This is a genomic window from Streptomyces violaceoruber (genome assembly GCF_033406955.1).
GTDB lineage: Bacteria > Actinomycetota > Actinomycetes > Streptomycetales > Streptomycetaceae > Streptomyces > Streptomyces violaceoruber.
Genome location: NZ_CP137734.1, coordinates 3,155,325 through 3,177,616, shown reverse-complemented (window position 1 = coordinate 3,177,616; position 22,292 = coordinate 3,155,325). Strand labels below are relative to the sequence as shown.

The window sequence follows — 22,292 nt, the reverse complement described above, 5'->3', positions numbered from 1 at the left end:
CCTTATCCCGTCATCACGGGCCGTGCCTAGCTTGCGCCCATGTTCTTCACCTACCTGAGGCGCGAGCTGCGCCGCCGCCGGAAGGCGGCCCTCGTCGTCGCCTCCGGACTGGCCCTGGGCATCGCGCTGGTCATCGTCGTCGACTCGGTCTCCTCCGGCATGGGCCGGGCCCAGGACAAGGTCCTGCAGTCCCTGTACGGGCTGGGCACGGACATGACGGTCACCAAGGCCGCGGAGGCGTCCTCCGCAAGCACCGCCGAACGGCCGCGCTTCCGCTTCGACGCGCAGGACGACGGCTCCGAGGAGGAGCAGAGCACCGACCGCGTCATGGTGCAGGGCTTCCAGACGCTGGCGAGTTCCACCGTCGGCAAGGTCGCCGGACAGAGCGGTGTCGCCGACGCGGTGGGCGGTCTGAGCCTCCAGGTCGTCAAGGTCAGCGGCGAGTTCTCGCGCGGTCAGTTCACGCAGGACGCCTCCGGCGGCGCCGCGGGCGGCACGGGTCAGGGCGGCGGCCCGGGCGGAGGCCAGTCCCCGCAGGGCCGCGTCCAGGGCGGCGGCGCCGACTTCGACGTCAACAGCTACTCCGTCTACGGCACCGACGTCACCGAGCCCGCCCTCGGCCCGCTGACCACGTCCACCATCACCAGCGGACGCACCTTCGAGGAGTCGGAGACCGACGCCAGGGTCGCCGTCGCCGACTCGGCCTACGCCAAGGAGAAGAAACTCAAGACCGGCAGCACGGTCACCGTCAAGGACACGAAGTTCGAGATCGTCGGCATCGCCACGGCGGACAGCGGTGATGCGGCGGCCAGCCTCTACGTGCCGCTGAAGCAGGCCCAGACGCTGGGCGACGCGAAGGACGAGGTCACCACGATCTACGTCAAGGCGACCGACTCGCAGCGGATCGACGGCGTCAAGTCCGCGATCCAGAAGAACATCTCGGGTACGACGGTCACCACCTCCGCCGACCTCGCCGACACCGTCTCCGGCTCCCTGTCCACCGCCTCCTCGCTCGCCACCGGCGTCGGCAAGTGGCTGTCGATCGTCGTCCTCGTGGCCGCCTTCCTGGTCGCCGGTCTGCTCACCTCCTCCGCCGTCTCCCGCCGGGTGCGCGAGTTCGGCACGCTCAAGGCGCTCGGCTGGCGCTCGGGCCGGGTCACCCGGCAGGTGATCGGCGAGGCCGTCGTCAACGGCCTGGTCGGCGGCGCCCTCGGCATCGCGCTGGGGCTCGCGGGCGCGTACGCCGTCACCGCCGTCAGCCCCACGCTCCAGGCCCAGCTGGGCGGCGGCGCGGGCGGTGGCGGGGGTGCGGGCGGCTCCGGCGGCGGCTTCGGCGGAGGCGGCCTGGGCGGCCCCGGAAGACAGGCGGCCGCCAAGACCCTGGACATCGCGCTGACCGCACCCGTCAGCCTCACCACCATCGCCCTCGCGGTGGGCCTCGCCGTGGCCGGCGGACTCGTCGCCGGGGGCTTCGGCGGCTGGCGCGCCTCGCGGCTGCGCCCGGCGGACGCCCTGCGCCGCGTCGAGTAGCGCCCCCCTTCCCCGTACTCCAGGAGTTGCACCATGTACGAACTCAGCGGCGTCACCAAGCACTACACCCGCGGCAAAACCACCGTGCACGCCCTCGACGGCGTCGACCTGACCATCGCCGACGGCGACCGGCTGGTCATCCAGGGCCCCACCGGCGGCGGCAAGTCCACCCTGCTCCAGATGCTGGGCGCCCTCGACCGGCCCAGCTCGGGCCGGATCGTTCTCGACGGCACCGACCTCGCCACGCTCCCCGAGGCCAGGCTGACCCGGGTGCGCAGCGAGAGCATCGGCTTCGTCTTCCAGTCCTTCAACCTGATCCCGACCCTGACCGCCCAGGAGAACGTCGAGACCGCCCTGGTCCCGCTCGGCGTCAAGGCGAAGGAGCGGCGCGAGCAGGCCGCCGAGGCCCTGGCCTCCGTCGGCCTGGGCGAACGCCTCGGCCACCTCCCCGGCGAGATGTCCGGCGGCCAGCAGCAGCGCGTCGCCATCGCCCGCGCCCTGGTGAAGCAGCCGAAGGTGCTCCTCGCCGACGAACCCACCGGAAACCTCGACGAGTCGACCCGCGACGAGATCATGGACGTGCTCGACCGCATGTGGAAGGAGCTGGGCCTCACCTTCGTCATGGTCACCCACGACTCGGCGATCGCCAGGAAGGCCCCCCGCGTGGCCACCATCCGCAAGGGCCGCATCACCGTCAAGGAGAACGCCTCGGCTTGACGGTGTGCGGTGGCCGCGGATCTGCCGGGCCGCCCGTGCCCGGCCGAGGAGGGGGAGGCCTCTCAGGCCCCCGAGTCGTGTGTGAACTCGTTGAGTTCACACACGTCAGGGTCGGTCAGGTAGTCGTAGAGCCGTAGGTCTCCGGCCGATCCGGCCACGAACAGCGTCACCCCGTAGGTCCCGCCGCCTTCGACAGTCCTCGGATAGTCCAGTCCCAGGGCTACCGAGTCCTGTTCCTTCCCACGCCCGAAGGACCATTTCCCCGCTCCTGAGACCTTCCCGTACTCTCCTCCGGAGAATTCCCAGTCCTGATAAGTGAGCTTTCCGCCAGGTGCGAAGGTCAGTCGTCCGTACTCGCTTCCCGTGTACGTGCCCAGCAGATCCTCGCTCACCACGTCGTCGACTCTGCCGATGCCGCATCCGGAGTAGTTCACGCACGACGTGAGAGACCCGGCAAGCAGCAGGGAACCGACCGCGAACACCGATCCGAGTGCGGTGCGGTGGGACCGTGTACCAAGCATTCCCAGTTCCTCACGCCGTGTGTTCGTCACTTCAGGGCCAGCGACGTGGCACGAGCGTGCCGACGACGCTAGGCAGCAGGGTAGATCCATTCGGACCAGTTGAGATGCTGTGTGATCCGTCGGAACGGTCCCTGACCACCGAGATTCGCGAACCAGTCGAGCGGCCCCCCGACGCAGGTCTCCAAGAAGCCCTGCAACGGGCCGGGCAAGTGAGTCAGGGAGGTCAGATCGGTTTCGTTCACGACGGACAGGTCCACAGGGACGGCGGCGGACCCCTAGCGTGCGCAGCACGGTTTCCCCCACTCATGCCCCGAGCTCGACATGCGTACGGGCCGATGGATCATGGGATGCGGCCGATGGGGGTGTCAAGGACATGATCAGAGTCCGCCGCGCGGCGCCGGTGAGTACGGCTGTCGTCTTCGAGACCGCTCCCTCCCGGGGGCCCTCGCGAAACGGGGAGCGTGCCGCCGACGTGCCGCACCACCCATGGAGATGGTGTTCTCGCACGTGGGGCGGCCGTGCGCGAGACGGGTCTCGGCCGCGTGACGCGGCAGCTACGCAGTGTGCGCGGGGTGCTTCGGCGTCGCGGGGCGGACAGTCTCGGCAGGTGGTTCGGTTTGCCGCTCGGCTCACCTGTGCGGTGCTTTCGTACCAGGACGGAGCCCTTGATTCCGGACTCGCGGCGGCTGCGGGCCCGACAAGGTGCCGATCGCTCTACGTCGGCAGTGAAGCCGCCGCGTCCGTCCCCCAGCTCGCCAGCAGGCGGAGCCCGTCCGCCGACGGTGAGCCGGGCTCTGCGTGGTACGTGATGAAGGCCCAGCCGCGCCCAGTTCCGCTCGGCGGCCGGGAGCTTGCCCCAGTCGCCGAAGTGGGCCGCCGCGGGCCATCCGGTTCCAGGCGAGGATCTGCGACACGGCAACTACTGGGGGACATCTTCGGCAGCGCCAACACCAGCCACGGCTGCGTCGGTCTGCAGGACGTCGAGGGCGCCAACGACCCGAACACGCCGGGCGCCTGGTCTTACGACGACCCATCGTCGGTGACGTGGTCGTCGTCCAGAACACCGGCGACAAGGCCATCGCCCCGGACAACGGCCTCAACGGCTGGGACATGGACTGGGCCCAGTGGAAGGCGGGTTCGGCGGTCTGACCGCTTCCGCGTCCGCACCACAGCGCCTGCCGCCCCGCACCGGGGCGGCAGGCGCTGTCTCGTGTCGGGCGGTGTCAGTCGGTGTAGTTCTTCCCCGGGGGCCGGCCGGGCACCGGCTTGCCGACGAGGGCGACCGGGGTGAACAGGCTGAAGTGGCCCAGGGCCATGGTGAGGTGCCAGATCTCGTCGGTGTCGTAGTGCCGGGACAGCCGGGCGAACAGGTCGTCACTCACCCGGTCCCCGAACGGGTTCGGGGTGAGGACGGCCTCCGCGAGTTCCAGCGCGGCCCGCTCGGGAGCGGTGAAGCAGGGGGCGCTCTGCCAGGTCGCCACGGCCGTGATGCGCCGCTCCTCCTCGCCGGCCTTGCGCAGGGCGTCGGTCGCCGCGACGCCGTGGTAGGTGCTGCCGATCACCTGTGCGGTGCGCAGGCGCATCAGGGCGAGGGTGGCCTGCGGGACCGGGCCGTTGCGCAGCGCCTTCTGCACGGCAGCGGAGAGGGCCGTCAACTCCGGGTAGAGCCCGGTGGGGTCGGGCAGGCGGGACCGCGTCCCGTCCTGCTCCGCGGTGGTGGTCGTGTCCTCGGTGGTGGTCATGGCTGAGACGCTCCTTCGGGTCGGTCGGACGTCGTTCCCCCTCTCCGACACCGTGGCGGCCCGAAGTGTGAGCCCGCGCTGCGGGCCGCGGGCCCCGGCCCGCATGTCACACATGGCCGCGCCGTCGCGTCGTAGGGGGTGAGGACACGCGCGCACGCGGCAGAAGGAGCGTCGGAAGCAATGACCACCCGATCCGCGCCGGTCACCGGCGAGCGGCGGCAACTGATCAACGTGGCCTACCGGATGCTCGGCTCGCTGGCCGACGCGGAGGACGCCGTCCAGGAGGCGTACGCCCGCTGGTACGCCATGCCCGCAGACCGGCGGGAGGCCGTCGGGTCCCCGGGGGCCTGGCTCACGACGGTCGTCAGCCGGGTCTGCCTCAACCACCTGCGCTCCGCCCGGGTCCGGCGGGAGCACTACGTGGGTCAGTGGCTCCCCGAGCCGCTGGCCGACCCCGCCGAGCGGACCGCCGCCCGCACACCCGGCATCGCCTCCGACCCGGCCGACCTGATCACCCTCGACGAGTCGGTCGGCATGGCCTTCCTGGTCGTCCTGGACTCGATGTCCCCCGCCCAGCGGGTCGCCTTCGTCCTCCACGACGTCTTCCGCTATCCGTTTCCCGAGGTGGCCAGGATCGTCGGCCGTACACCGGCCGCCTGCCGCCGGCTGGCGTCCACCGCGCGCCGGGGCATCCGCACCGCACAGGAGTCCGCCGCCACGTCGACGGCGCAGGACGCGGTCGTCGTACGCGATCTCAAGCGGGCCTGGGAGACCAACGACGTCGACGCGCTCATCCGGCTCCTCGACCCCGAGGTGACCGCGGTCGGCGACGGCGGCGGTGTGGTGCGCACCCTGGAGCACCCGCTGCGGGGCCGCGAGCCGATCGTGCGCGGACTGCTCCGCTTCGGGCCGCGGCAGTCCGGGCAGACGCTGCTCGAACGCACGGTCAACGGGCGGCCCGGCCTGGTCGGCTGTCAGGACGGCGCCGTTGTGACGGTGTACTCCTTCGGCGTCTCGGACCACCGCGTCCGCCACCTGTGGGCGATGCGCAACCCCGAGAAGCTGCGCTCCTGGGCGACGGCCCCGGCCGCGTGAGCCGGGGGAGGCCGGACGGGGAGGCCGGGCGGGGAGGCCGGGCCCCCGGTGCCCGGTCACGTGGCCAGGTCGAGCCACTCCCCGACGGCCAGTACGTGTGCGCGCCGCCCGGCGTGCGCGCGGAACTCGGCCTCCGGGTCGGCCACCTCGACGTAGCCCGCGATCTTGTCCGGCTGCTCCGGCTCGTAGTGGATCGGCACCGCGAACCGGGCGTCGAGGATCTCCGCGGCCGCGGCGGCCTGCCTCGGGTCCAGTGCGGCGGGCACGGGGCTCGGCGGCCGCAGGTGCGGTGCGTCGACCACCGCGCCGTTGGCGGGCAGGAACACCGCGTCGAACGGGCTGAACCGGCGCGCGACGAGCCACCAGAAGCCGTGGAACATCGTGTCGCCGCCGTGGAGGATCCGCTGTCCGTCGGCCTCCACCACCCAGTTCAGCTGCGGGTCGCCCAGCCCGTCGACGGCGGGGACCGCCGTGACGCGGAACGGCCCCAGGTCGCGCGTGGACCAGACGTCCACGACCTCGACGGCCAGCCGGTGCCGGACCAGCTCGCGCTCGGCCAGAAGCGTCGTCACGTTGTCCACGTCGTCACCGTGACCGGGCGCCGGTCGCAGCACCGGCGCCCCCTGCGTCAGCACCTCCGAGAGCGCGGACGCGTCGGTGTGGTCCCGGTGCAGGTGGGTGACGAGCGCGGCGGACGCCCTCCCGCCCGGCACCGCCACGTTCTCGCCGGGCTTCCACCCCGTGAACAGCGGCGAGAGGTCCCGCACGTAGTCGATCACCATGCGCTCGCCGCCCGCCTCGATCTCCAGTCCGGCCCAGCCCAGTCGTCGCACCCGCATCCCGCACTCCTTCGTTCCGGTTTCGTTCCGGTGGAACCCGGACGTTAGCGTACGGGCGTTCGCTAAATCAATAGCGAACGTCCGTACGCTATCTTTGCCGTATGTCACCACGACGTTCAGCTGCCGAAGCGCAGGCCACCCGGGGCCGGATCCTCGGCCGTGCCGCCGAGATCGCCTCCGAGGAAGGGCTGGACGGCATCACCATCGGCCGGCTCGCCGAAGAGCTGGAGATGAGCAAGTCCGGGGTGCACAAGCACTTCGGCACCAAGGAGACGTTGCAGATCTCCACCCTGGACAAGGCCTTCGTGGACTTCTGGCACCGGGTGGTCGAGCCGGCCCTGGCCGAGCCGCCGGGCCTGCGGCGGCTGCGCGCGGTGTGCGCCAACTCCGTGGGCTACCTGGAAGAACCCCTGCTGCCCGGCGGCTGCCTGTTGACCGCGGCACTCAGCGAGTACGACGGCCGGCCCGGCCGGGTCCGCGACGCGGTGGCCGAGGTGTGGTCGCGCTGGCGGGAGCAGCTGCGGGCGGACCTGACCGCGGCGGTGGACAAGGGCGAGCTGCCCGCCGGGTTCGACGTCGAGCAGGCGCTGTTCGAGATCGTCGCGGCCGGGCTGGCGCTCAACGCGGCCATGCAGCTCCAGCACGACCGCACGGCCGCGGACCGGGCCCGCCGCGCGATCGAACGGGCCCTGGCCCAGTCCTGACCCTCACCGTCCGCTCCGGACCGCCGGGGGCGGCGGGTGTCCGGACGTCGTCGAGCGGCGGCTCTCCCGCCGGCTCGCACCGGACCCCCCTGCGGACCCCGCGCTGCTCCACGCCCCACCGCGGCGCCGACGCGTCGAGGAGGGCGAGGCCGCGCCCGGACTCGTCGGTGACACCGGCCGGTCCGGGGAGGATGGGCGGGACCCGTGGGTCGGGGTCGGTGACCCCCACGCGCGTGTGGCCGCTGGGCAATACGGCGAGGCGGACGGTCGCGGGGGTGTCCTCGCCCTCGTGGTCGATGACGTGCGTCAGCACCTCGGTCACGCACCGGCGGGCGTCGTGGTCGTGACCGCACTGAGCCGGGGCACTCCCACGGCGTGACCGAGGCCGCCGTCACGTCCGTCTTTCAGTGGTCGGCTCCGCACGTGCCCTCACCGACCGTCTGGCCGGACGCGCGCGTTCGTCCACCAGGTCATCTTCGACGGACGTACCCGGCGGTGTGCGTCACGTCAGACGGTTGGGCCGTCGGTCCCGGTCCGGGCGAGGGAACATGTGCTCCACGGCGGTCACCAGTGCGGCGCGGCGGGCGGTGACAGAGGGGTCCACGGCCTGGTCCGCGGCAGCGGCGGCGATTTCGGGCTGACCTGCCCAGGTCATGGCGATCTGGTTGATCAGGGCGAGGACGTCGACCGGGTCCCAGGCCGGGTCGAGCAGCCCGATGCGCTGCGCGTCGCGAAGTTTGTCGAGCTTGCCGGCGATCGTGGCCTGAAGGGGGCCGCTGGTGTTGTCCGCGGACTCGGCCAGCTCCAGGCGGCCCCACGTGATCAGGCGGTAGTGGTCCGGACGGGCCGCGAAGTGGTCGAAGAGGATGCCGGCATAACCGGGCAGGTCGGCCGGATCCAGCTGAGTCGCCTCGATGAGTGCGGTCGTCTCGCGTTCGGCGACGTGCGCGTAAAGGGCTTCCTTGCTGCGGAAGTAGGCGTAGACACGTTCCTTGCTCGTCCTGGCCTGCTTGGCGATGCGGTCCACGCGGGCACCGGCGATCCCGTGCCGGGCGAACTCCTCCTTGGCCGCGGCGACGATGCGCTGGCGCGTGGAGTCGGTGGACCCGCCCCCCGAGGTGGGGGCGTCCGGGGTCTGACCAGGGCTGGGGGAGCGAGGCATGGGTCCAGGATAGGCGACCAAACCGTTCGGTTTTGCTCAGCACCCCGGACCGGCGTAAGGTCACACCAAACAGTTTGGTTTGGTCGGTTGTCGGCTATCCGCCGCCGACACGACACGACACGACACGACACGACACGACACGACACGACACGAGGAGCGATCTCATGCAGCACCGCACCCTGGGGCAACAGGGACTGCGCGTCTCCGCGCTCGGACTGGGCGTGATGGGGATGTCCCTGGCCTACGGTCCCTCGAACGACGAGGACGGCATCTCCACCATTCACCGCGCCCACGAACTCGGAGTCGACTTCTTCGACACCGCCGAGCTGTACGGCCAAGGCACCGGCAGCAACGAGACGCTGCTCGGCAACGCGGTCAACGACTTCCGCGACGAGGTCGTCCTGGCCACCAAGTTCGGCTTCGACATGACCAGCAAGTCGTTGGGGAGCGGCGTCAACAGCCGCCCGGAGAACATCCGCGAGGTCGCTGAGAACAGCCTGCGCTACCTCCGGACCGATCGCATCGACCTCTTCTACCAGCACATCTCCGACCCCGACGTACCGGCCGAGGAGGTCGCCGGCACGGTGGGTGACCTGATCACCGAGGGCAAGGTGCGGTACTTCGGCCTGAGCAACGTCGGCCCGCAGTACATCCGGCGCGCCCACGCCGTCACCCCGGTCACAGCCCTTCAGTACGAGTACTCGATCTTCGAGCGCGAGGTGGAGGACGAGATCCTGCCGGTCGTGCGGGAGCTGGGGATCGGCCTGGTGCCGTACTCGCCGCTCGGCCGCGGCTTCCTCTCCGGTGTGGTCAGGCCGGCCGGCGAGTATCCCGAGGACGACATGCGCCGCTGGGACGAGCGCTGGCAGGGCGAGAACTACGCCTACAACCTGAACGCCGCCGAGCAGCTCCGAAAGCTCGCCGCCACCAAGGGCATCACCCCGGCCCAGCTCGCCCTGGCATGGCTGCTCGCCCAGGGCGAGGACGTCGTCCCGATCCCGGGCACCCGCAGCGCCGCACGGCTGGAGGAGAACGTCGGCGCCATCGACGCGGAACTCACCGAGGCCGACCTGGCCCGTATCCGGGAGGTCATCCCCCAGGGCTCCGCAGGCAGCCGCTACCCGGCCTCGATGATGGCCGGCTTCCGCACCGACTGACAGCCCGTGCTCCACGTTCGGCGGCCCCGGGCAAGCGGCGGCGAGCAGCGGCAGCGTGTCTTCCCGGCGGGGCTGTTCCGCCGCGGCTGGTCCGAGCTCACGCCGGCAGGGAAGCCGCCGCGTCCGTCCCCCAGCTCGCCAGCAGACGCAGTGCGTCCGCCGACGGCGAGCCGGGTTCCGCGTGGTACGTGACGAAGGCCTGCTCGTCGTCGTCGACCAGGCGGAACGTCTCGAAGGACAGGGTCAGGTCGCCGACCAGCGGGTGCCGCATCCGCTTGACGCCGTAGCTCTTCTCCTTGACGTCGTGCGTGGCCCACAGGCGGCGGAACTCCTCGCTCTTCACGGAGAGTTCGCCGACCAGCGCGGACAGGCGCGGGTCGTCCGGATGGCGGCCCGCGTCCATGCGCAGGAAGCTGACCATGTCGTACGCCTTCTGGTCCCAGTCGACGAACAGCTCGCGGTAGTCCGGGTTCAGGAAGACCAGCCGCGCCCAGTTGCGCTCGGCGGCCGGGAGCTTGCCCCAGTCGCCGAAGAGGGCCGCGGCCATCCGGTTCCAGGCGAGAATCTCCGAGCGGCGGCCCGACACGTACGCGGGCACCGTGTCGATCGAATCCAGCAACTGGAGCAGCGCCACCCGCACCGGCTGCTTGCCCCGCGCGGCCCCGGCCCGCCGGCGCTGCTGCTTCGGCCGTGCCAGATGGGTCAGGTGCGCCTGCTCGGCGTCGGTCAGCCGCAGCGCCCGGGCGATGGCGTCCAGGACCTCCGCCGACACGTTCTGCCCGTTGCCCTGCTCGAGGCGGGTGTAGTACGCCACCGACACCCCGGCCAGCTGCGCCAGCTCCTCGCGCCGCAGCCCGGGCACCCTGCGCTGCCGTCCGTACGACTCCAGACCCACGTCCTCCGGCTTGAGCCGGGCCCGCCGGGTGCGCAGGAACTCGCTCAGTTCGGCCCGCCGGTCAAGCTGTCCATCCATACCCTCCAGTATCACCGGACGTATTCCCGGTCGTACGTACACGAGCCTGTCCCCGTCGGTGGTACGCACGCCGGTCGTACGCAAAGCCGTGGTCTGGGTGGATCAGCGGGCGCCAGGCAGGGTGGAAGCATCACCCAGTCACGTCAAGAGAATCCCGGAGAACCCGGCATGACCACTGTCGCCGCGTACGCAGCACCCGCCGCCAAGGCGCCGCTGGAGCGCACCACCATCGAGCGGCGCGAGGTGCGTGAACACGACGTCCTGATCGACATCAAGTTCGCCGGCATCTGCCACTCCGACATCCACCAGGCCCGCGAGGGCTGGGGCGAGGCCATCTTCCCGATGGTCCCCGGCCACGAGATCGCGGGCATCGTGTCCGAGGTCGGCCCCGGCGTCACCAGGTTCAAGGTCGGCGACCGGGTGGGCGTCGGCTGCATGGTCGACTCCTGCCGCGAGTGCGAGAACTGCAAGGCCGGCCGGGAGCAGTACTGCACCAGCGGCAACACCGGCACCTACAACGCCGTCGGCAGGGACGGCGAGGTCACCTACGGCGGCTACTCCGAGAAGGTCGTCGTCGACGAGAACTTCGTCCTCGGCATCCCCGAGGGCATCGCCCTGGACGAGGCCGCCCCCCTGCTGTGCGCCGGCATCACCACCTACTCCCCGCTCAAGCGCTGGAACGCGGGTCCCGGCAAGAAGGTCGCCGTCGTCGGCCTGGGCGGCCTCGGTCACATGGCCGTCAAGCTCGCGCACGCCCTGGGCGCCGAGGTGACCGTGCTGTCGCAGTCCCTGCGCAAGAAGGACGACGGCCTGAAGCTGGGCGCCGACCACTACTACGCCACCAGCGACCCGGCCACCTTCGAGGAGCTGTCCGGCACCTTCGACCTGATCGTCTCCACGGTCTCGGCCCCGCTCGACCTCGGCGCCTACCTGGGGCTGCTGAAGACGGAGGGCACGCTGGCCAACGTCGGCGCCCCCGAGGAGCCGGTCTCCCTCAACCTGTTCGCGCTGCTCGGCGGGGGCAAGTCCCTCTCCGGCTCCATGATCGGCGGTATCGCCGAGACCCAGGAGATGCTGGACTTCTGCGCGGAGCACGGCATCGGTGCCGAGATCGAGCTGATCGCCGCCTCCGAGATCAACGAGGCCTACGAGCGCGTCCTGTCCAGCGACGTGCGCTACCGCTTCGTGATCGACACCGCGACGATCTGATCCCTCCCGGGAGAGCCCGGGGAGGTTTTCTCGGATTCTTCCCCGCTCCCTGTCACACCGCCGCCCCGCCCCGGGTCATACCGCCACGACACACACGGCGGACGCCCGGGCGGGGCGGCCGTGCTTCGGCACCGGCCCCGCTCCCCGGACGCCACGGACACCGGGAGCAGCCAGTCATGACGTACCACGCCTCGACCCCCAGCACGCCCCTCCTGGTCACCGGAGGCACCGGCACCCTCGGCGGCCACGTGGTCCCGCTGCTGCGGGAGGCCGGCCACGACGTCCGCGTCCTCACCCGGCGGACCCGCCCCGCCACCGGTAACGGCATCACGTACGTCACCGGCGACCTGCGCACCGGCGAGGGCGTCGAGGCCGCCGTCGACGGCGTGCACACCGTGCTCCACCTGGCGGGCGGCCCCAAGGGCGACGACGAGGCGACCCGCACCCTGGTCCGCGCCGCCGCCCGCGCGGACGTACGGCACCTCGCGTACATCTCGGTCGTCGGAGCCGACCGCGTCCCCCTCGCCTGGCTGCGGACCAAGCTGGAGTCGGAGCGGGCGATCGCCGACTCGGGCCTCGGCTGGACGGTGCTGCGGGCGGCCCAGTTCCACGAGCTGACCCTGACGATGATCGAGAAGATGACCCGGCTGCCGGTGCTCCCGGTGCCCGGCGGGCTGCGTCTGCAACCGGTCGCCGCCCGCGAGGTCGCCGTACGCCTGGCCGAGCTGACCCTCGCCGAGCCGTCCGGCCGGGTGCCCGACATGACCGGACCCGAGGTCCTCGATCTGGCCACGCTGGCCCATTCCTATCTGGATCTGCGCGGCAGGCGCCGGCGCCCGAAGCTGCCGGTGCGCATTCCCGGGAAAGCGGGGCGCGCGTACCGTTCTGGCCAGAATCTCACCCTGGAAGACGCGCTGGTCGGCAAGGTGACGTGGACCGAATTCCTGGCGGAGAGGGCGGCCGTATGAGTTCTCCGGGCCTTTCTGGCCGAAAGTCGGCGTAGCTGAAGAATATGCGCATGACAACAATGGCAAAGTGGACCAAAACCTTCTCCCCCTCCTCCGCAAAGGCTGAAGAAATACCGTTTCTGCAGTGGATTCCGGCGAGATGCTGAATGCGGCACACAGCGTGCCCGCCCAATTCCGGCGGGCACTGCTCCGGCGCGTTCGCAAGGAGATGGCAGCGTGGTGCGAAGCAGGGCGAAGGCCGTGGCCGACGCCGCTGACCGGCTTCTGAAGGCAGGTCAGCTGCTGCGGAGGTCCCCTACCACCCTCGATCTGAGGGCCGTGTACCGCACGGACCAGAACGTCAACGACCGTCCTTATCGTGAGCGGTGGGCGCATGACAAAGTCGTGCGCTCCACCCATGGCGTCAACTGCACGGGATCGTGCTCGTGGAAGGTGTACGTCAAGGACGGTCTGATCACCTGGGAGACCCAGCAGACGGATTATCCGAGCGTCGGTCCCGACCGGCCCGAGTACGAGCCGCGCGGCTGTCCGCGCGGCGCCTCCTTTTCCTGGTACACCTATTCGCCCACCCGTGTTCGCCATCCGTTGGCCCGGGGCGTCCTCGTGGAAATGTACCGGGACGCCAAACGCCGGCACGGCGGCGACCCCGTGGCCGCCTGGGCCGAGCTGACCTCCGACCCCGAGAAGCGGCGTCGCTACCAGTCGGCCCGCGGCCGCGGCGGCTTCGTCCGCGTCGACTGGGACGAGGCGCTGGAGATCGCCGCCGCCGCCCAGGTGCACACCATCGCCGAGTACGGCCCCGACCGGGTCGCCGGGTTCTCCCCGATCCCCGCCATGTCCATGGCCTCGCACGCGGTCGGCGCCCGCTACCACTCCCTCATCGGCGCCCCGATGATCTCCTTCTACGACTGGTACGCCGACCTGCCGATCGCCTCCCCGCAGGTCTTCGGCGACCAGACCGACGTACCGGAGTCGGGCGACTGGTGGGACGCGGCCTACCTGATGCTGTGGGGCTCCAACGTCCCCGTCACCCGCACCCCCGACGCGCACTGGATGGCGGAGGCCCGCTACCGGGGCCAGAAGGTCGTCGTCGTCTCGCCGGACTACGCGGACGCCACCAAGTTCGCCGACGAGTGGCTGCACCCGCACCCCGGCACCGACGGGGCGCTCGCCATGGCCATGGGCCACGTCCTGCTCACCGAGTTCTTCGTGCGCCGTCAGGTGCCGTACTTCACCGACTACGTCAAGCGCTTCACCGACCTGCCCTTCCTCGTCGCCCTCGACGAGCACGCGGCGGGCCGCTGGACGCCCGGCAAGTTCGTCACCGCCGCCGACCTCGGGCTCGGCCGGCACGCCGACGCCGGGGCGCGGGCCTGGATGCCGGTGCTGATCGACGCCGACACCGAAGACGTGGTCGTCCCGAACGGCACCCTCGGCGACCGGTGGGGCAAGGGCGGCGAGGGGCGCTGGAACCTCGACCTGGGCGGGACCGACCCGCTCCTCACCCTGCACGGACACACGGGCGGCCGCGGCGACAACGGTGTCGAGGTGGTGCTGCCCCGCTTCGACGAACCCGGCGCCACCGTCGTGCGCGGCGTACCGGCCCGGGAGATCGGCGGCCGGCTCGTCACCACCGTCTACGACCTCCTCCTCGCCCAGTACGCCGTCGCCCGCCCCGGCCTCGCCGGCCACTGGCCCACCGGCTACGACGACGCCGAGCAGCCCTGCACGCCCGCCTGGCAGGAGCGCCTCACCTCCGTCCCGGCCGAGGCGGCGGTCCGCGCGGCCCGGGAGTTCGCGCGCACCGCCGAGCAGACCCGGGGCCGCTGCATGATCGTCATGGGCGCCGGCACCAACCACTGGTTCCACTCCGACACCATCTACCGGTCCTTCCTCTCGCTGCTCATCCTCACCGGCTGCCAGGGCGTCAACGGCGGCGGCTGGGCGCACTACGTCGGCCAGGAGAAGGTCCGCCCGTACACCGGCTGGCAGCAGCTGTCCACGGCCGCCGACTGGGTCCGGCCCTCGCGGCAGATGGCGGGCACCCCGTACTGGTACCTGCACACCGGCCAGTGGCGGTACGAGTCCCACGCCGCCGACGCCCTCGCGTCGCCCACCGCCCCCGGCACCCTCGCCGGGCTCCACACCGCCGACCTGGTCGCCCAGTCCGCCCGGCTCGGCTGGATGCCGTCCTACCCGACCTTCGACGCCAACCCGCTCGACCTCGGCCGCCGCGCCCGCGAGAGCGGCCAGGAGCCCGGTGACTGGATCGCGGAGCAACTCGGTTCGGGCGCCGTGGACTTCGCCTGCGAGGACCCCGACGCGCCCCGCAACTGGCCGCGCGTGCTGACCGTGTGGCGGGCCAACCTGATCGGCTCCTCCGCCAAGGGCAACGAGTACTTCCTGCGCCACCTGCTCGGCGCCCGCGACGGCGCCACCAGCTCCGAGGCACCGCCCGAGCACCGGCCGCGCTCCGTGGCCTGGCGGGACGACGCCCCCGAGGGCAAGCTCGACCTGCTGCTGAGCCTCGACTTCCGGATGACCTCCACGACGCTCTTCTCCGACCTCGTGCTGCCCGCCGCCACCTGGTACGAGAAGCACGACCTGTCCTCCACGGACATGCACCCCTTCGTGCACGCCTTCAGTCCCGCGATCAACCCGCCCTGGCAGGCCCGCACCGACTTCGAGATCTTCCACTCCCTCGCCCGCCGCCTGAGCGAACTCGCCGCCGGCCGCCTCGGCACGGCCCACGACCTGGTCGCCACCGCCCTCCAGCACGACACCCCCGGCGAGACGGCTCAGCCCGGCGGCCGGGTCACCGACTGGCGGGACGGCCGCACTCCCGTCGAGCCGGGCCGCAACGCCCCTCAGGTCTCGCTGGTGGAACGGGACTACACGGCCGTCGCCGACCGGCTCGCCGCCTTCGGGCCGCTGGCCGAGGAGCACGGCATGACCGTGAAGGGCGTGACCGTCAACCCGCACGAGGAGTCGCGCTGGCTCGCCGCCCGCTGCGGCACCGCCCCCGCCGGGCCCGCCCGCGGCCGCCCCCTGCTCGACACCGACGTCAAGTTCTGCGAGGCGATCCTCGCCCTGTCCGGCACCACCAACGGCCGCCTCGCCGCCGAGGGCTTCGACCGCCTCGCCGACCGCGTCGGGCCCGGCGCCGGGCTCGCCGAGCTGGCCGCGTCGGTGGGGGAGCGGCGCGTGGTCTTCTCCGACACCCAGGAGCGCCCCGTGCAGGTCGGGGCGAGCTTCGAGTGGTCCGGCAAGGAGGCGCCCGACCGGCGCTACTCGCCCTTCACCGTCAACACCGAGCACAAGAAGCCCTGGCACACCCTCACCGGCCGCCAGCACTTCTACGTCGACCACGACTGGATGGCCGAGCTGGGCGAGCAGCTCCCCGTCTACCGGCCCCCGCTGAACCTGGCCGAGCTGGGCGACGCCCCGATCCCGACCGGCGACGGCCGCGCGGTGACCGTCCGCTACCTCACCCCGCACGCCAAGTGGTCCATCCACAGCGAGTACCAGGAGAACCTGCTGATGCAGACCCTGGCCCGCGGCGGCCCCGTCGTATGGATGAGCCCCGCCGACGCCGACGCGATCGGCGCCGCCGACAACGACTGGGTGGAGGCCGTCAACGCACACGGCGTCGTCGTCGCCCGCGCGATCGTCTCCCACCGCGTCCCGGACGGCACGGTGCTCATGTACCACGTCCAGGAACGCCTGGTGAACGTGCCGAAGTCGGAGGCGAACGGCCGCCGCGGCGGTGTCCACAACTCCCTGACCAAGCTGCTCGTCAAGCCCACCCACCTCATCGGCGGCTACGGCCAGCTCTCCTTCGCCCCCAACTACTACGGCCCGACCGGCAACCAGCGCGACGCCGTCACCACCATCCGGCGCCGCTCCCAGGAGGTCACGTACTGATGCGCGTCATGGCACAGGTGGCGATGGTCATGAACCTCGACAAGTGCATCGGCTGCCACACCTGCTCGGTCACCTGCAAACAGACCTGGACCAACCGCACCGGCACCGAGTACGTCTGGTTCAACAACGTCGAGACCCGTCCCGGCCAGGGCTACCCCCGCGGCCACGAGGACCAGGAGAAGTGGAAGGGCGGCTGGCACCTCAAGGGCGGGCGCCTCGTCCCGCGCACCGGCGGCCGCGCCCGCCGCCTCGCCCGCCTCTTCGCCAACCCCGAACTCCCCACCCTCGACGACTACTACCAGCCCTGGACCTACGACTACGAGAACCTCACCACCGCCCCCCTCGGCGACGACATCCCCACCGCCCCGCCCCGCTCGGCGATCGACGGCCGCCCCACCGAGATCACCTGGGGCCCCAACTGGGACGACGACCTCGGCGGCGGCCCCGCACAGCTCGCCGCGGACCCCCTCCTCGCCCGGATGAGCGAGCAGGTCCGGCTCGACTACGAGCGGGCGTTCATGTTCTACCTGCCCCGCATCTGCGAGCACTGCCTCAACCCGTCCTGCGTCGCCGTCTGCCCCTCCGGCGCCCTCTACAAGCGCGTCGAGGACGGCATCGTCCTGGTCGACCAGGACCGCTGCCGGGGCTGGCGGATGTGCGTCAGCGGCTGCCCGTACAAGAAGGTCTACTTCAACCACTCCACCGGCAAGGCCGAGAAGTGCACCTTCTGCTACCCGCGGATCGAGGCCGGCGACCCCACCGTCTGCTCCGAGACCTGCGTCGGCCGGCTGCGCTACCTCGGCGTCATGCTCTACGACCCCGACAAGGTCGGCGCCGCCGCCTCCGTCACCGACGAGAAGGACCTGTACGAGGCCCAGCTCGGCTGCTTCCTCGACCCCGACGACCCCGAGGTGGCCCGCGCGGCCCAGGCGTCCGGCATCCCGCACGACTGGGTCGAGGCCGCGCGCCGCTCCCCGGTCCACGCGCTGATCACCCGGTACCGCGTCGCGCTCCCGCTGCACCCGGAGTACCGCACGATGCCGATGGTCTGGTACGTCCCGCCGCTCTCCCCGGTCGTCGACGCCCTCACCGGCACCGGGCACGACGGGGAGGACCCGGCCGCGCTGTTCGGCGCGATCGACACGCTGCGCATCCCCCTCGGCTACCTCGCCGAACTCTTCACCGCGGGCGATCCGGGGCCCGTCGAGGCCGCCCTGTGCCGGCTGGCCGCGATGCGCTCCCACATGCGGCGCGTCAACCTCGGCGAGGAACAGGACCCGCGGATCGCCGAGGCGGTCGGACTGGACGAGCCGGGCATCCTGGAGCTGTACCGGCTGCTCGCCCTCGCCAAGTACGACGAGCGCTACGTCATCCCGACCGCCTACACCGGCTCCGTCCCCGACCCCGGCGGCACCGGGGCGGGCTGCAGCCTGGACGGCGTGGGCGGGCCGGGGATGATGCCGGAGGGCGCGGGCGGCGGCCCCGGCTTCGGGGAGTTCGACCCCGAAGCCTTCCACGCGCCGCCGACCGCCGGGTCCGGCACGTCGTCCGCGCTGCGCGGCCGGGTCAACCTCCTGAACTGGAACGGGAAGGGGCGCCCGAACGGCCTCTTCCCGCGCGCCCGCGGCGCCGTGCGGACGGAGCCCGAGCTGTGAGCCGTAGCCTCGGCCGCGCCGCGACGACCACCAACGCACCGGTCGTGTTCCAGGCCGCCGCCCTGCTGCTGGCCTACCCGGACCGGGACTGGCCGCGCCGCCCGCACACCGTCCGCGACACGGTCGCCGCGCTCCCCGGCCCCGAGATCCAGCTCCTGCTCTCCTTCTGCGACCGGGCGGAACGGGAGGACCCCCTCGCCGTGGCCGCCCGCTACGTCGCCACCTTCGACCGCAGCCGCCGGCGCTGCCTCTACCTCACCTACTACACCGACGGCGACACCCGCCGCCGCGGCGCCGCACTCGCCCGTATCAAGTCCGTGTACCGCACCCACGGCTGGCTGCCGCCGGACGACGAACTGCCCGACTTCCTGCCGCTGATGCTGGAGTTCGCCGCCCGCACCCCCGAGGCGGGCACCGCACTGCTGACGGAACACCGGGCGGCGATCGAGGTCCTGCGCTACGCCCTCGAAGCCCACCGCAGCCCCTACGCCGCCCTCCTCCAGGCCGTCGGCCGGTGCCTGCCGGGCCGGGCACCGGCCAGCCGCGAGGAGGCCCTGCGCCTGACCCGTACCGGCCCGCCGACCGAGGCGGTGGGCCTCGACGTCCTGGGACCCTTCCCCGCCCAGCCCCGGCCGCACGACGACGGAGCCCGCCGATGAGGCACCTGCACACCGCCCTGTGGGGCGTCCTGCCGTACCTGACCCTGGTGGTGCTGGTGGCGGGGACGGCCTGGCGCTACCGCTACGACCGTTTCGGCTTCACCACCCGGTCCAGTCAGCTGCACGAGAGCCGGCTGCTGCGGATCGCGGGCCCGCTCTTCCACTACGGCCTGCTGTTCGTGATCGCCGGCCACGTGGCCGGGCTCCTGGTCCCCGAGTCGCTGACCGACCGCCTCCACGTCAGCGAGCATCTCTACCACGCCAACGCCCTGATCGCGGGCGGCACCGCGGGCCTGGCGACCCTGGCGGGCCTCGCCCTCCTCCTGTACCGCCGCCTGCGCACCCCCGCGATCCGGGCCGCGACCAGCCGGAGCGACCGAGTGGTCTACCCCCTGCTGCTCACGGTCGTCCTCGCCGGGCTGACGGCCACCGCGTCCGGTGCGACGGCGGCGTCCACGTACGACTACCGGCTCGGCGTCTCCGTCTGGTTCCGCAGCCTGTTCGCGCTGGACCCGGACGTGACCGCCATGGCCCAGGCCCCGCTCGTCTACCGCCTGCACGCACTCCTCGCCATGGCCCTGTTCGCCCTGTGGCCCTACACGCGCCTGATCCACGCCTTCACGGCGCCGCTCGGCTACCTGGTGCGGCCCTACGTCGTGTACCGCTACCGGGGGCGCGGCGAGGTGGGAGCGGGCCGGCCGGGGCGCTGACGGCTCGGCGTCCGCCCCGGGGCGTCCGCCGGCGGCCGCCGGTCAGCCGGCCGCCGGCCGGCGCCGCCGGCGCAGCGCCGGGTCGAGCAGCGCGGGCGTGGCGTCGAACTTCTCGTGCGCGGCGAGGTCGGTCCCCGGCGCGACGACGGCGTCGACCGCGTCGAGCACGTCGTCGGAGAGCACCGTGTCGGCGGCGGCGAGCTGGGAGTGGAGGTGGTCCAGGGTGCGGGGCCCGACGAGCGCGGCGGTGACGGCGGGGTGCGCGGTCACGAAGCCGAGCGCGAGCTGGATCAGCGTGAGCCCGGCCTCGTCGGCGACCGCGGCCAGCTTCTCGACGGCGTCGAGCCGGGCCCGGTTGGCGGGCAGCGCGGTGTCGAAGCGCTCGGGCAGCACCGCCGACCGGTGCGTGGCGGCCTCGCGCCCCGCGCGCACCGCCCCGGACAGCCACCCGGAGGCCAGCGGGCTCCACACCAGCACGCCGAGCCCGTACTGCTCGGTCACCGGCAGCACGTGGCTCTCGATCCCGCGCTGCAGGAGGGAGTAGCTGGGCTGCTCGGTGACGTAGCGGCTCAGCCGGTGCTCGCGGGCGGCCCACTGGGCCTCGACGATGCGGTAGGCCGGGAAGGTGGAGGACCCGAAGTACCGGATCTTCCCGGCGCGCTGCAGATCGGTGAGCGCGGACAGCGTCTCCTCGTCGCTCGTGGCCGGGTCCCACCGGTGGATCTGGTAGAGGTCGACGTGGTCGACGCCGAGGCGGCGCAGGCTGTTGTCCAGCGCGGTGACCAGCCAGCGGCGCGAGGAGCCCTGGTGGTTGGGCTCGTCGCTCATCGGCATGTTCGCCTTCGTGGCCAGCACGATGTCGTCGCGACGCCCGGCGATCGCCTTGCCGACCATCTCCTCCGACTCGCCGCGGCCGTACATGTCGGCGGTGTCGATGAGGTTGATCCCGCCCTCCAGGGCGGCGTCGACGATGGCGGTGGCCTCGTCCTGGGTGGTACGCCCGATGCTGCCGAAGTTCATGGCGCCGAGCGCGAGCGAGCTGACCTGCACACCGGTGCGGCCCAAGGTGCGGTACTGCATGACGGTTCCTCCAGCGGGGGCATGACTTGGTGGCGGGCTCGGTGCTCTGGCATCATGAGGACACCAAGCGGAACGCCGTCCCGTTTACTCGCCCCACAATACGGAACGGTGTCCCGTTTATCAATCGGTGAAGGGAACGGCACGGTGAAGGACGGCGAAGCGGCAACGGGACAGGCGGCCTCCCGGCCCAAGCGCGCGGACGCCCGGCGCAACGAGAAGACCCTGCTCGACGCCGCCGCCGCGGTGTTCGTCAGATCGGGCGTGGAGGCCCCCGTGCGCGACATCGCGGCCGAGGCCGGGGTCGGCACGGCCACGATCTACCGTCACTTCCCGACCCGGGCGGACCTCATCATCGGCGTCTACCGGCACCAGGTGGAGGCCTGTGCCGAGGCCGGTCCCGCCCTGCTGGCGAGCAGCCCGACCCCGTACGCGGCGCTCGCGGGCTGGATCGACCTGTTCGTCGACTTCCTGGTCACCAAGCACGGCCTCGCCGCGGTCCTCCAGTCCGACAGCGCCGGCTTCGAGACCCTCCACGCGTACTTCCTCGACCGCCTCGTCCCCGTCTGCACCGACCTCCTCGCCGCCGCCACCGACTCCGGCGAGATCGACACCGACGTACCGCCCCTGGCGCTCATGCGCGGTGTCGGCAACCTCTGCATCGGCGCGGAGACCCCCAACCCGAGTTACGACGCCCGGCAACTGGTGCGCATCCTGATCGCGGGGCTGCGCGCGGCGGACTGATCCCGGCCCGGCCGTGAAGGGCGGCGAGTGGATGTGCGCGGCAGCCATTGCTGGATAAAGTCCCGGCGCTGACGGAACTGGGGCAACTCCGGGTCTCCGACGGCCGCCCGCACGAGACCGCCCTGGTCCTCGGCTCCTTCCGCCGCAGGTCCAACGGCGACTGGGACTTCGTCGTGGGCGGCAAGGGCTACTCGGGCGGCCTGGAGGAGCTGCTGCGCGACTTCGGCGTCGAGGTGGACTGACGCGTCCACGGCGGCAGCGCCGTCACGGCCGCAGGTTGCTCAGCAGTTCCTCCGCGGCGGGATACGGCTGCTCCCGGGGCAGCAGGCGCCGCGCCGCGTCGAGGTCGCCGTCCCGGACGAGGCCGTGGATCTCGTGGGCGAGTGGAGTCACGTCGCGGATGGCGACCGTCCACTCGTCGGCGTACCGGCGCGCGGCCTCGCCGGCCAGGCCGAGCTGCAGGGAGCGGTAGGGCAGGGGCTGGAGGCACAGGTCGCGTTCGGGGTCCCACTGGACGCGGGTGGGCGAGCGCTTCACCTCGCGCTGCCAGGTGGCCCGGTCGGGGTGGACGCCGGGCTGGTAGCTCGACAGGCACGCGTGGCGCAGGGCCCACTCGAAGCCCTCGCGGCCGATCTCCACGGCCAGAACGGTCTCCTGCCCCGCCTTGGCGGCCCACCCGCAGCGGTACATCATCCACAGGAACGACGGCTTGATCCATGTCATCCTGTCCCGCTTCCAGGCGGCGGGGAAGCGTCCTTCGCGGATGGCCGGGAGGCCGATCTCCGGGGAGTACGCCTGGTAGACGGTGACGGTGGACGCGGTGTGGACGGCCCGGACCTCGCGCTGGGGCTGCTGCATGGCGTACAGCGTGGGGCCGGTCCGCCCCGCCCGGCCAGTGGTTTTTGT

The 22,292-nt window shown here is 72.0% G+C and carries 19 protein-coding genes and 3 pseudogenes; 14 read left to right on the top strand and 8 right to left on the bottom strand.

Annotated elements, in window-relative coordinates; all coding sequences use genetic code 11:
* Positions 1-39 precede the first annotated feature (39 nt).
* Together R2E43_RS13850 and R2E43_RS13845 are read left to right on the top strand one after the other, a co-directional pair.
* Positions 40-1,530 (top strand): ABC transporter permease, encoded by a 1,491-nt coding sequence (locus R2E43_RS13850; RefSeq protein WP_030870186.1) that lies wholly within the window; start codon positions 40-42, stop codon positions 1,528-1,530.
* Positions 1,531-1,563: 33 nt separating this feature from the next.
* Complete coding sequence (locus tag R2E43_RS13845) at positions 1,564-2,247, top strand: ABC transporter ATP-binding protein (RefSeq protein ID WP_003974037.1); 684 nt, start codon at positions 1,564-1,566, stop codon at positions 2,245-2,247.
* Positions 2,248-2,309: 62 nt separating this feature from the next.
* Here R2E43_RS13845 and R2E43_RS13840 read toward each other — a convergent pair whose 3' ends face one another.
* Both R2E43_RS13840 and R2E43_RS13835 read right to left on the bottom strand, forming a co-directional pair.
* Positions 2,310-2,681, bottom strand: coding sequence for a hypothetical protein (locus R2E43_RS13840; RefSeq protein ID WP_265699862.1), 372 nt, complete (start codon positions 2,679-2,681; stop codon positions 2,310-2,312).
* Positions 2,682-3,482: 801 nt separating this feature from the next.
* Positions 3,483-3,581, bottom strand: a pseudogene (locus tag R2E43_RS13835) (transcriptional regulator); the annotation flags it as partial.
* A gap of 98 nt (positions 3,582-3,679) precedes the next feature.
* On the opposite strand from R2E43_RS13835, the pseudogene R2E43_RS13830 reads away from it, so the two are divergent.
* A pseudogene (locus R2E43_RS13830) lies at positions 3,680-3,917 on the top strand (hypothetical protein); the annotation flags it as partial.
* A gap of 74 nt (positions 3,918-3,991) precedes the next feature.
* Here R2E43_RS13830 and R2E43_RS13825 read toward each other — a convergent pair.
* On the bottom strand, positions 3,992-4,510 hold the full coding sequence (locus R2E43_RS13825; protein WP_265699864.1) for a carboxymuconolactone decarboxylase family protein: 519 nt from the start codon (positions 4,508-4,510) through the stop codon (positions 3,992-3,994).
* A gap of 180 nt (positions 4,511-4,690) precedes the next feature.
* On the opposite strand from R2E43_RS13825, the gene sigJ reads away from it, so the two are divergent.
* Positions 4,691-5,605, top strand: a complete 915-nt coding sequence (gene sigJ / locus R2E43_RS13820; protein ID WP_093456873.1) for an RNA polymerase sigma factor SigJ — start codon at positions 4,691-4,693, stop codon at positions 5,603-5,605.
* A 56-nt stretch (positions 5,606-5,661) separates the two neighbouring features.
* Here the strand turns inward: sigJ and R2E43_RS13815 are convergent, their stop codons facing one another.
* A complete protein-coding gene (locus R2E43_RS13815) occupies positions 5,662-6,444 on the bottom strand; it encodes an MBL fold metallo-hydrolase (RefSeq protein ID WP_030870191.1) in 783 nt (260 codons plus the stop codon).
* A 101-nt stretch (positions 6,445-6,545) separates the two neighbouring features.
* Here R2E43_RS13815 and R2E43_RS13810 point away from each other — a divergent pair, with 101 nt between their 5' ends.
* A complete protein-coding gene (locus tag R2E43_RS13810; protein WP_003974034.1) occupies positions 6,546-7,148 on the top strand; it encodes a TetR/AcrR family transcriptional regulator in 603 nt (200 codons plus the stop codon).
* 502 nt (positions 7,149-7,650) lie between these two features.
* Here the strand turns inward: R2E43_RS13810 and R2E43_RS13805 are convergent.
* Complete coding sequence (locus R2E43_RS13805; protein ID WP_003974031.1) at positions 7,651-8,310, bottom strand: TetR family transcriptional regulator; 660 nt, start codon at positions 8,308-8,310, stop codon at positions 7,651-7,653.
* A gap of 164 nt (positions 8,311-8,474) precedes the next feature.
* On the opposite strand from R2E43_RS13805, the gene R2E43_RS13800 reads away from it, so the two are divergent.
* Positions 8,475-9,467, top strand: a complete 993-nt coding sequence (locus tag R2E43_RS13800) for an aldo/keto reductase (protein ID WP_332056241.1) — start codon at positions 8,475-8,477, stop codon at positions 9,465-9,467.
* A 97-nt stretch (positions 9,468-9,564) separates the two neighbouring features.
* On the opposite strand, the gene R2E43_RS13795 is transcribed toward R2E43_RS13800, so the two are convergent.
* Positions 9,565-10,440 (bottom strand): helix-turn-helix domain-containing protein, encoded by an 876-nt coding sequence (locus R2E43_RS13795; protein ID WP_037897841.1) that lies wholly within the window; start codon positions 10,438-10,440, stop codon positions 9,565-9,567.
* 168 nt (positions 10,441-10,608) lie between these two features.
* Here R2E43_RS13795 and R2E43_RS13790 point away from each other — a divergent pair, with 168 nt between their 5' ends.
* From R2E43_RS13790 to narI, 6 genes are all read left to right on the top strand, one after another.
* The gene (locus R2E43_RS13790) at positions 10,609-11,649 is read left to right on the top strand and encodes an NAD(P)-dependent alcohol dehydrogenase (protein WP_003974028.1); all 1,041 of its coding nucleotides are present in this window, start codon (positions 10,609-10,611) and stop codon (positions 11,647-11,649) included.
* A 176-nt stretch (positions 11,650-11,825) separates the two neighbouring features.
* Entirely contained in the window at positions 11,826-12,617 is a 792-nt protein-coding gene (locus R2E43_RS13785) for an SDR family oxidoreductase (RefSeq protein WP_329431122.1), read from the top strand.
* A 216-nt stretch (positions 12,618-12,833) separates the two neighbouring features.
* A complete protein-coding gene (locus R2E43_RS13780; protein WP_332056240.1) occupies positions 12,834-16,541 on the top strand; it encodes a nitrate reductase subunit alpha in 3,708 nt (1,235 codons plus the stop codon).
* Positions 16,541-18,196, top strand: a complete 1,656-nt coding sequence (gene narH / locus R2E43_RS13775; RefSeq protein WP_037897843.1) for a nitrate reductase subunit beta — start codon at positions 16,541-16,543, stop codon at positions 18,194-18,196. The genes R2E43_RS13780 and narH overlap by 1 nt, the downstream gene beginning before the upstream one ends.
* Positions 18,193-18,855 (top strand): nitrate reductase molybdenum cofactor assembly chaperone, encoded by a 663-nt coding sequence (narJ, locus tag R2E43_RS13770; protein ID WP_011029970.1) that lies wholly within the window; start codon positions 18,193-18,195, stop codon positions 18,853-18,855. Before narH ends, narJ begins: the two co-directional genes overlap by 4 nt.
* On the top strand, positions 18,852-19,565 hold the full coding sequence (gene narI, locus R2E43_RS13765) for a respiratory nitrate reductase subunit gamma (protein ID WP_011029971.1): 714 nt from the start codon (positions 18,852-18,854) through the stop codon (positions 19,563-19,565). Before narJ ends, narI begins: the two co-directional genes overlap by 4 nt.
* Before the next feature lie 42 nt (positions 19,566-19,607).
* Here the strand turns inward: narI and R2E43_RS13760 are convergent, their stop codons facing one another.
* Positions 19,608-20,645 (bottom strand): aldo/keto reductase, encoded by a 1,038-nt coding sequence (locus tag R2E43_RS13760; protein WP_030870214.1) that lies wholly within the window; start codon positions 20,643-20,645, stop codon positions 19,608-19,610.
* Between the two features lie 144 nt (positions 20,646-20,789).
* Between R2E43_RS13760 and R2E43_RS13755 the strand changes: the two genes are divergently transcribed.
* The gene (locus R2E43_RS13755) at positions 20,790-21,386 is read left to right on the top strand and encodes a TetR/AcrR family transcriptional regulator (protein WP_121717380.1); all 597 of its coding nucleotides are present in this window, start codon (positions 20,790-20,792) and stop codon (positions 21,384-21,386) included.
* 47 nt (positions 21,387-21,433) lie between these two features.
* Positions 21,434-21,628: pseudogene (locus R2E43_RS13750) on the top strand (TerD family protein); the annotation flags it as partial.
* Positions 21,629-21,650: 22 nt separating this feature from the next.
* On the opposite strand, the gene R2E43_RS13745 reads toward R2E43_RS13750, so the two are convergent.
* Positions 21,651-22,244: a DUF4291 domain-containing protein gene (locus R2E43_RS13745; RefSeq protein WP_332056239.1), complete on the bottom strand. Its 594-nt coding sequence runs from the start codon at positions 22,242-22,244 to the stop codon at positions 21,651-21,653.
* Between the last annotated feature and the right edge of the window lie 48 nt (positions 22,245-22,292).

Coding starts and splice junctions, on each gene's coding strand:
- R2E43_RS13805 (WP_003974031.1), bottom strand. CDS start 8,310: ATGCCTCGCTCCCCCAGCCCTGGTCAGACCCCGGACGCCCCCACCTCG.
- sigJ (WP_093456873.1), top strand. CDS start 4,691: ATGACCACCCGATCCGCGCCGGTCACCGGCGAGCGGCGGCAACTGATC.
- R2E43_RS13760 (WP_030870214.1), bottom strand. CDS start 20,645: ATGCAGTACCGCACCTTGGGCCGCACCGGTGTGCAGGTCAGCTCGCTC.
- R2E43_RS13795 (WP_037897841.1), bottom strand. CDS start 10,440: ATGGATGGACAGCTTGACCGGCGGGCCGAACTGAGCGAGTTCCTGCGC.
- R2E43_RS13845 (WP_003974037.1), top strand. CDS start 1,564: ATGTACGAACTCAGCGGCGTCACCAAGCACTACACCCGCGGCAAAACC.
- R2E43_RS13790 (WP_003974028.1), top strand. CDS start 10,609: ATGACCACTGTCGCCGCGTACGCAGCACCCGCCGCCAAGGCGCCGCTG.
- R2E43_RS13745 (WP_332056239.1), bottom strand. CDS start 22,244: ATGCAGCAGCCCCAGCGCGAGGTCCGGGCCGTCCACACCGCGTCCACC.
- R2E43_RS13850 (WP_030870186.1), top strand. CDS start 40: ATGTTCTTCACCTACCTGAGGCGCGAGCTGCGCCGCCGCCGGAAGGCG.
- R2E43_RS13785 (WP_329431122.1), top strand. CDS start 11,826: ATGACGTACCACGCCTCGACCCCCAGCACGCCCCTCCTGGTCACCGGA.
- R2E43_RS13815 (WP_030870191.1), bottom strand. CDS start 6,444: ATGCGGGTGCGACGACTGGGCTGGGCCGGACTGGAGATCGAGGCGGGC.
- narH (WP_037897843.1), top strand. CDS start 16,541: ATGCGCGTCATGGCACAGGTGGCGATGGTCATGAACCTCGACAAGTGC.
- R2E43_RS13800 (WP_332056241.1), top strand. CDS start 8,475: ATGCAGCACCGCACCCTGGGGCAACAGGGACTGCGCGTCTCCGCGCTC.
- R2E43_RS13810 (WP_003974034.1), top strand. CDS start 6,546: ATGTCACCACGACGTTCAGCTGCCGAAGCGCAGGCCACCCGGGGCCGG.
- narI (WP_011029971.1), top strand. CDS start 18,852: ATGAGGCACCTGCACACCGCCCTGTGGGGCGTCCTGCCGTACCTGACC.
- R2E43_RS13825 (WP_265699864.1), bottom strand. CDS start 4,510: ATGACCACCACCGAGGACACGACCACCACCGCGGAGCAGGACGGGACG.